Genomic DNA, 8,570 nt, shown 5'->3' with positions numbered 1-8,570 from the left:
TCATTGAAGGAAAGGAGTACATCACGTCGGAGCGTATAAGTTGTGTCATTAGGTGCCTGCTTTGCAAGGCCAATTGCCAAATTATCAGATATATTTTCGTAAGCTAGATAGACATTCATCGGAGCAATGAATTTTGCTAACTTTTCCTGATTAGTGTCTTTTACAAGTCCATCAAACAGAGTTAGCGTTAATTGTGCAAATTGCTTGAAGCCTAGCACTTGTAAATAGTCTTTTTGTTGAGGGTTTTCTGGAGAAAGCGCCCACAAGCAGTAGTTCCGGTAAGTAGAGTCAGGTAAATAATTCCGCACGCTGGCTTCAAAGCCATCAGAAGTGAGGTCGAAAATATTTTCTAGTATTTCTGTGTTTGCTGAAATTGCTGTACTCATAAGTAAACCAATTAATCACTAAATTGATAAAAATAATTGAGAAATTAACTATGAACTTAACTGTATCAAAAGAAAATCTATTCCACATCTAACAGATGTCACATTATGGTGATGACATCTGTCATTAGATGGCTAAAAGAAGCGGCTGTCGCCGACTATCTGGAACGGGAATTGACAGCTCAAACCCTAACTCTCAAAGGACTCGATCGAATTTTAAGTAGCAACGAACAGCCCGATCCAGCCTGACAACAGCAAGTTGAATGGAGCGCAGAAGTCGAGCGATTGTTGGCAGAAAACGATCGTACTCACCGCCGAATCGATAACGCTCGCCAAGATGATGATGCTCTGACAGCGCAACTTGGCGAGCGCAACATCATGCTTCGGTTAACCGAAATCAAAGGATTACTCGAACGGCAAGATCGTATTTACGCTCAATTAAGTATTGCCGAGCGGATTCAACTTGCAGAGGATCTATGGGATCGTATTGTCGATCGACAGGATGAAGTCGAATTAGATCCAGCACAACAACAAGAACTCGATTACCTCCGGTAAGCTACGCCAACGAAGATTGGTGCAACATCACCAAGATCCCAATTCTGGAGCTAGTTGGGAAACAGTCAAACAGCGATTAGGCGTTTCCCAATGAATTATAGGCTGATTATCCGTCCAGAAGCGGAGTTAGATTCGGAAGACGCTTTTACATGATATGAGTCGCAAGAAAGTGGTTTAGGTTCGGAATTTGTGCGGGCAAGTGCCCTGGTCGCCACAGTTCGATCGAGCCTTAAATAATAATTGCCAATTGGGCGATCTGTTTACCATTAGCTTAAACCAGCAGCACCAATTAGCTCCAGCCCAAAGTTTTGAAGTTCTGGACTAGATCGAGCGTAATTCGGTGCCGTTGGCGCGAGTAATATATTCTCGATCGTATCCCGCCATTTCTGAGAGAGTTGACACTCATCGATCTCCCAATTTCTAGGGAGATACTCATTGCAATGTGCAACAGAAATGAGAAAATTCACCATTTCAGGATTGCGATCCTCTAGGGAAGAGTCTCTGTCAACGAGCGATACCCATAGCAACAACATTGCCACCGCATAGCAAGGACAATTCCCAAAATCTTCATCTAGCAATGCCCTTTCCATTTGACATTCCATTCGCCAACCTAGGAACTTTAGAGCTGCCAGTGATGTATTCTCACCGAGATTGAGGGCACTATCGAAAAGCTGAATAATCGTCGAGTCTTCTCCTTCGAGATGGTTCCAATCTTCAGCCTTATACTCATAATTTTCAGGTTCGAGTGAAGCCCAAATTAGTGCCGTACAAGCAAACAGCCGCATCCAATGATTGCGGGTGGAGATCGCTCGATCTTGTGTGTTCAGACTGTCCCATTCTGTCCAACGAGTCAGACAAAGCACCTCTCCAGGATGCCATTGCATCGGTATCGGGATCTTGTTTGCTCTAATCTGATGCAATGCCGCTAGATGAATATCCACATCATCACCGTAATCTGCTTTGGCGATTTCTACCAGCATCGAATCATCGAGATGCTCAAAGATGAGCGCAAGCAGTGGATGATCGGCTGGTTCGAGCCGCTGAAGAGGATTGGTTGACATTACGTTAAAATCTATGTTTTACAAATCCGTTCTTTCGATCGCAACATCTTAACGGATCAAACCGATCGCTAAGATGCTAATGAACCGCTAGGTGGGCAGGTAGAGTGCAACGAATCTTCCGTCATCGACAGAATTGCCGAATCGTCAGGATCTGCGATCGAGTCACTAGGATCGGGGGCGAGTTCTCGCGTCCACAGCGCAATTTTGGCCGAGAGTTCATCTTTGCGGACGGGCTTAGAGAGGAAGTCATCCATGCCGGCTAACATGGCTAATTCGCGATCTTCTTTCATGGCACTGGCAGTGAGGGCAACGATCGCCGTATGCCTCAGATTACCTTCGCGGAGCCGAATTTCTCTAGTCGCGGCATAGCCATCGAGTCGCGGCATGTGACAGTCCATCAAAATTACGTCATAATCGCAATCGACGAGCTTGGCGAGGACTTCTTCGCCATCACAAGCGAGATCGGCAGCATAGCCCAAATTCTTGAGTTGATTGAGGGCGACTTTCTGGTTGACTTTATTATCCTCAGCGACGAGAATCCGCAGCTTGGAGCTAGGACTGGCTGGCAATAATTGGGGTTGGGGCGGCTTGGGATCGGTGGCAGCTTCAAAGGAGGGGAGATCCGTTGCTGGCGCGAGCAGATTTGGCTCGACACAGCGGTTGAGCAAGCCGAGCGGCTTGGCGGGTTTAAAGGCATAGCCAGCGATCGCCGCTCGCTGTTGGAGCACTTGGGCACGATCGCATTCATTAAACCCGATCGTCGTGACGATCCGCAGATTTACCAGTTCGGGATAGTGACCGATCTGGTCTGGTAGCGTCGTATTGGGGGCATCGGGGAAGGTGAGATCGGTAATCAGCGTCGCAAATGGTTGACCCACAGCAGCGGCGGCTAAGAGCAGATTCATCGCGGCAGTACTAGTGGTGGTAGTCGTGACGATCGCGCCATAATGTTCGGCGGCTGAGGCGATCGCATGACGACTGTGATCCCACTTACCAGCAATCAGCAAGCGTTGTCCTTGCAGTGATTGGGCGAGGTGGCGACTCTGGTTCAATTCGGCATTCATCACTGGCGTCAGGATCGTGCGGGTGCAGGTGAGCGTAAACCAAAAGATCGAACCCGCAGAGGGGGCACTAATCACGCCAATTTCCCCACCCATCATCTCGATCAATCGCTTGGAAATAGCTAAGCCTAAACCCGTCCCCCCGTACTGACGCGTGGTCGAGGAATCAGCTTGGGAAAAGGATTGGAAGATTTTGTCTTGGCAATCGGTATCGATGCCGATGCCCGTGTCTTGCACTTGAAAATAGAGGGTCGTCTGACGGGAGGTCGTGGCGATCGCGCTGACATCGATCGAGACACCGCCGCGATCGGTAAATTTAATTGCATTACCGATTAAGTTGGTCAAAATTTGCCCCAATCGCGTCGGATCGCCCTGCAAATGATTGGGGATGGTGGGTTCGATCCGACAGCTCAATTCGATCCCTTTAGAATAGGCATTATTTGCCAGCACGTCGATCGTTTGTTCGACTGTTTCGGTGAGATTAAAGTCGATTTCTTCGAGGTGCAGTTCGCCCGCTTCGATTTTGGAAAAGTCGAGGATCTCGTTAATAATATTTAACAAATTATCGGAGCTGCACCGAATTGTTTCGACAAAACCGTGCTGTTCATCATTCAGTCTGGTATCTAATAATAATTCCGTAAAACTAATAATCCCATTCATCGGCGTCCGAATTTCATGGCTCATATTGGCCAAAAACGCGCTCTTCATTTTGCCCGCAGATTCGGCTAGCTGGCGAGCTTTTTCGAGGGCAATGTTTTCCTTGGTTAATTCCTGCCGACTGTGCCGTTCGCGCTCGATCAATAATGACTGAAGTTGTTTCGAGGTGGTGATGTCTTCAATAACTAATAAAAACCCCGAAACCACCGCAATATCTTCGATTTTCTTGCCATCGATGATATCACGTTGGATTTCTTGCCAATTGAATAGAGCTTCGATTTTGAGCGTAAAAAACTTGTCTTTGTGCCGCACTTCCTTGGCGGGTAAACTTTGGTAAGTATGCAGATCGGCTAGATGTTCTTCCCATTCATTGGCCGTCAACCACTGGGGAATCAGACAGTGCTCAATCTTATCGCCGATATTAATATTTAAAAGCTGGGAAGCGACGGAATTGCAAAACCACACCGTACCATCTAATTCGGTCGCGAGGAGTCCCATCGATAAACTGTGGGCGATCGCCGTTTGGGCGGATTGGGCGCGGCCTAATTCGGCGGCGAGGGTGGCTAATTTCGCTACTTTGCCGACGGGAATCGGCGGCAACATTTGGCGTTCTCCCACGCGGGGTGTATGGGCGACGAGATTGATTTGATGGGTTTGCCAGAGCCTGTCGATTTCGCGCTTGACCAAAAAATCGGTGTATTGGCGTTCGCAATAAGCAACACCCACGCTCGTCAATAGTGCCAGGATAATCGGGGCGGTCACTGGCAGCAGATAATTATTTGCCAACGCGATGGTGACGATCGCCACCCAACCACCACTCAAGCCAAATACCGCCAGTAAGCGTTGACCGTGGGTAAGCCGACTGAGCCGGTCGCTCAGGAGCGGACTGATGACCAATAGTCCCAATAGCAGCCACTCACCGGGCACGACCTGTAACTGTGCTTGCTGGAGGAGATTATCGACGATCGCAGCATGGAGATAAATACTGGCCGCGCCGTCAGCCCGATCGAAAGGAGTATCGATCCGCTGGGCATTATTCCCGGTGACCCCTACCAAGACAATTTTGTTGTTAAATCCTTTTTCCAGTCGTTGTTTATCGCGTTCGTCCTTGGGTTGGAGGATCGAACTCAACGAATAGTGGTTGACTTTGGCAACTTTACCAGGCCAATTAATCCAGAAATTGCCATCATTTACGGGACGTTGGATCTCTGGTGCATTGCTGAGATTGTGGCCTTCAACTGCCATCCAAGCTAATGAATAGACCCGATTTTTATAGGATTGAATCTGTCGAATCGTGCCGTCATTACTTTTGATTTTGTCGATATGGCCGACAGCTTGGGCAGCGGCTTTAAGTCTGCGGGTCGGCAAGATCGGCGTATTGTGTCCGTCCCAACTTTGGGCGAGAATCACCGCTTTGTGATTATTAATTGCGGCGATCAATTCATTATCTTCGGGGGCGATCTCGTTAAAGACCTGCTCGAAGGCGATCGTACTCGCATTATACTTAGTGAGAATTTTGACTAATTTGGCATAGTACGATCGATTATTTGGTAAGTCTCGATATTTGGCCATACTCGCATCATCGATTTCCACCACCACCACGCGATCGTCCCAGGCTCTTTGGCCGCGCAATTGGGTCAACCGATTGTAAGCAAAATCTTCCATCGGTGCTGTCGCACCAAGCTGCACTAGTCCGATCGCGATCGCGGCGGCAATTGGCCCAGGCAGCCACCGCCATCCAGATCGCAGTTGGTCTGGGAACTGTGCCGAAAGATGAGTAAATCGGGTGAGATAGTTCAAGGTGAATGCAGGTGGATTCGGTAGATGGTGGGGACAAGTAACAGTGACAACAACCCGATCTCAGTGAGTTATCGTAGTCTTAATCAGAATAACTGGAATCTAAATACTTTGAATCGGCAACATAGCGGTTAAAACTTGCTTAATTAGCGGATCGGAAACGAGTTGGTGAGCCAGATCGTCCGGTCGATATTCGATCGTCTTGGTTGCACCGATCTGGGTAGGCAGAATAAAGACGCCTTTACCAGCTTGGACTTTTTTATCGGCTTTGAGTGCCGCAATTATCTGATCGATATTCGCTGGCTCGATCGCGGTGGGTAATGCGGCGACAGTCAAACCAGCGTTTTGGAGCACGGTAGATTGGCGGTTTGCGTCTGCTGCCGTCCACAAATTGAGTTTGAGCGCGAGTTCGCCAGCGGCGATCGTGCCTAGCGCGACCGCTTCGCCATGATTGACGACCTGATAGCCGGTGACACTTTCGATCGCGTGACCGATCGTATGTCCGTAGTTGAGCGTCGCCCGCAATCCCTGAGTTTCGTGCTCGTCTTTACTCACAATATCGGCCTTGGCTGCCGCCGATCGCGTGAGAATCGTCGCCAGCAGTAAGGGATCGATTTGGGCTTGGGTGAGGCTGGGAGCGGACTCTAATAACTCAAATAACTCTGGATCGCCGATGACTCCATACTTAACAACTTCGGCCATCCCCGCTCGAAATTCACGGGCGGGGAGCGTCGCTAAAACCTGCGGATCGGCGAGCACCAGTCTTGGTTGGTGAAAAGCCCCGATCAGATTTTTGCCGTTGGGGTGATTGACACCAGTTTTACCACCGATCGACGAATCGACGATCGCGAGTAAGGTCGTCGGTACCTGCACCACATTCAGCCCCCGCAGCCAAGTAGCCGCCGCAAAACCCGTCATATCTCCAATCACCCCGCCACCCAAAGCCAACAGCGTAGAAGAGCGTTCTAGGCCATGTTCCAGCGCATGGTCGTAGATGTGCTCGATCGATCTGAGGTTTTTGGATTTTTCGCCGTCGGGTAATTCACAATAGGAGACTTCAAAATTGGCGCGCTTGAGTGCAGAGATCGCGCGTTCTCCATACAAACCAAACACAGTCGGGTTCGAGACGATCGCGATCTTCTCGCCGATCTTGACTCGCCCTGCCTGCTCTGACTGCGACTGGACGTGGCGATACTTTTCGCCCAAGCGATCGAGATTGCCAGTCTCGATCGAGATTTCATAACTACGTTCGCCATGTACGCCTAAATTAACTTGCATCATTACTTCTATAGAATGGCAGGAGTGGTGTAACAGTTGAGAGTTTGACCGGAAGATCCTCGGAACGTCTCCATCCGGAGCAGGGTTGACAGAGCGTTGCCATTGGGAAATCCACTGGTTGACGAGCAATCGAGATCGTCGCTAACAAGCGATCGATTGCGGTGGCTACTAGCGTGCGATCAATTAAATCGTGCCAACTGCTCGCCAGTAGTTTAAATTGTAGATCCAGCGGGCAACAATCCGATCTGGTCATCAGCGATCGGCCTGAGCGCAGAATCGATCGATCTCGATCCGCTCGGCTCCAGTCAGTGATTTAATGGTACTTGAATAGTTATTATCTGTGGAGTTTTAGAGCTATGTCTGGCGCGATCGTCTATCTCGGTTTTATCGGTGTGATGTTTGGCATTGCGATGGGTCTATTTTTCGGCCTCAAATTTGCCAAAGTCATCTAGGCGTGATGGCTAGTCATGCAGTGACTAGTCAATTACCTAGCTCTAATTACATTCACCTTTCCTACATTGCCGCACCCATGAAATCTTACCTCGCTGCTGCTGTGCAGATGACCAGCATCCCGGATCTAACCAAAAATCTAGCTGCCGCTGAAGAACTAATCGAATTAGCCGTTCGGCGAGGTGCTGAGTTAGTCTGTTTGCCCGAAAATTTTGCATTCTTGGGCACAGAAGAAGATAAAGTTGACCAGGCTGAGTCGATCGCTACTCAAACCGAGAAATTTCTCAAAACCACCGCTCAAAAGTTTCAAGTGACTCTGGTTGGTGGTGGCTTCCCCGTGCCTGTCGGCACCGAGGGCAAGGTTTACAATACTGCCCTCCTCGTCGGCCCCAGCGGTGAAGAACTCAGCAGATATGAGAAGGCACATTTATTTGACGTCGATCTCCCCGATGGCAATACCTATCACGAGTCCAGCACAGTGATGGCGGGGATGAAATTACCAGATGTTTATCATTCCCCGCAACTCGGTGGACTTGGTTTATCGGTCTGCTATGACGTCCGATTTCCAGAGTTATACCGCCATCTATCCAAATTAGGCGCGGATGTGTTGTTTGTCCCAGCCGCTTTTACCGCCTACACTGGCAAAGATCACTGGCAAGTCCTGCTCCAAGCACGAGCGATCGAAAATACTTGCTATGTAATCGCCCCCGCTCAAACAGGCACTCACTATGCCATGCGGCAAACCCACGGCCACGCGATGATTATCGGTCCTTGGGGCGTAATTCTCGCTGACGCTGGCGATCTCCCTGGAGTCGCGATCGCCGAAATCAGCCCGCAGCGACTAGCTCGCGCCCGCGCCCAAATGCCCTCACTCCAACACCGAGTTTTTTCGTAGAATTAAGGGGGAAGATAATTGATAATTGATAATTGATAATTGGGTTATTAGAGTGGGGATTTAGCAGATGCATTTTCGGACGGGTTTCCCGTCCATGAAAATGCACCAAGCAAAACCCTGTTCTTTGTTACCAAACTACTCCCCACTCCTTGCCCCCATTTAAAAATGACCGCTAACAACATTCAACTAATCAATATCGGTGTCAGCCTCATCTTGGTAGTGATGACATTCTTATTTATCTTTCGGATCGTCCTCACTTGGTATCCGCAAGTCGAAAGTCAAAAATTACCGTTTAGCCTCGTAATTGCCCCAACAGAGCCATTTCTAGCCCCTTCTCGCAAACTGATTCCGCCGATTGGTGGTGTCGATATTACCCCGATTGTCTGGGTCGGGATCGTCAGTTTGATTCGGGAAGTTTTAGTCGGACAACAAG

Annotated in this window: 8 protein-coding genes and 1 pseudogene; 5 read left to right on the top strand and 4 right to left on the bottom strand. The window is 49.1% G+C overall.

The window, feature by feature from the left end; all coding sequences use genetic code 11:
• Positions 1-386: hypothetical protein (locus RMO27_RS18630; RefSeq protein ID WP_309735294.1), on the bottom strand; the 386-nt coding region annotated here is incomplete at its 3' end.
• Between the two features lie 111 nt (positions 387-497).
• On the opposite strand from RMO27_RS18630, the gene RMO27_RS18625 reads away from it, so the two are divergent.
• Both RMO27_RS18625 and RMO27_RS18620 read left to right on the top strand, forming a co-directional pair.
• Complete coding sequence (locus RMO27_RS18625; protein WP_309735292.1) at positions 498-632, top strand: hypothetical protein; 135 nt, start codon at positions 498-500, stop codon at positions 630-632.
• 129 nt (positions 633-761) lie between these two features.
• A pseudogene (locus tag RMO27_RS18620) lies at positions 762-1,032 on the top strand (addiction module protein).
• Positions 1,033-1,204: 172 nt separating this feature from the next.
• Here the strand turns inward: RMO27_RS18620 and RMO27_RS18615 are convergent.
• The 3 genes from RMO27_RS18615 to aroB form a co-directional block, all read right to left on the bottom strand.
• Positions 1,205-1,999 carry a hypothetical protein gene (locus RMO27_RS18615; RefSeq protein WP_309735287.1) on the bottom strand — a complete coding sequence of 265 codons (795 nt, stop codon included), beginning with the start codon at positions 1,997-1,999 and terminating at the stop codon, positions 1,205-1,207.
• A 68-nt stretch (positions 2,000-2,067) separates the two neighbouring features.
• A complete protein-coding gene (locus tag RMO27_RS18610) occupies positions 2,068-5,517 on the bottom strand; it encodes a CHASE2 domain-containing protein (RefSeq protein ID WP_309735285.1) in 3,450 nt (1,149 codons plus the stop codon).
• A gap of 99 nt (positions 5,518-5,616) precedes the next feature.
• On the bottom strand, positions 5,617-6,792 hold the full coding sequence (gene aroB, locus RMO27_RS18605) for a 3-dehydroquinate synthase (RefSeq protein ID WP_309735282.1): 1,176 nt from the start codon (positions 6,790-6,792) through the stop codon (positions 5,617-5,619).
• Between the two features lie 356 nt (positions 6,793-7,148).
• On the opposite strand from aroB, the gene RMO27_RS18600 reads away from it, so the two are divergent.
• The 3 genes from RMO27_RS18600 to RMO27_RS18590 form a co-directional block, all read left to right on the top strand.
• A complete protein-coding gene (locus RMO27_RS18600; RefSeq protein ID WP_309735281.1) occupies positions 7,149-7,244 on the top strand; it encodes a cytochrome b6-f complex subunit PetL in 96 nt (31 codons plus the stop codon).
• 77 nt (positions 7,245-7,321) lie between these two features.
• Entirely contained in the window at positions 7,322-8,137 is an 816-nt protein-coding gene (locus tag RMO27_RS18595; protein ID WP_309735296.1) for a carbon-nitrogen hydrolase family protein, read from the top strand.
• 165 nt (positions 8,138-8,302) lie between these two features.
• Positions 8,303-8,570, top strand: a 268-nt coding sequence (locus RMO27_RS18590) for a YggT family protein (RefSeq protein WP_309735279.1), incomplete at its 3' end; no start/stop codon positions are given.

Source organism: Chamaesiphon sp. OTE_75_metabat_556, from assembly GCF_031378165.1.
GTDB lineage: Bacteria > Cyanobacteriota > Cyanobacteriia > Cyanobacteriales > Chamaesiphonaceae > Chamaesiphon.
The sequence above is the reverse complement of the archived record's forward strand: the minus strand, read 5'-3'. Positions and strand labels throughout refer to the sequence as shown.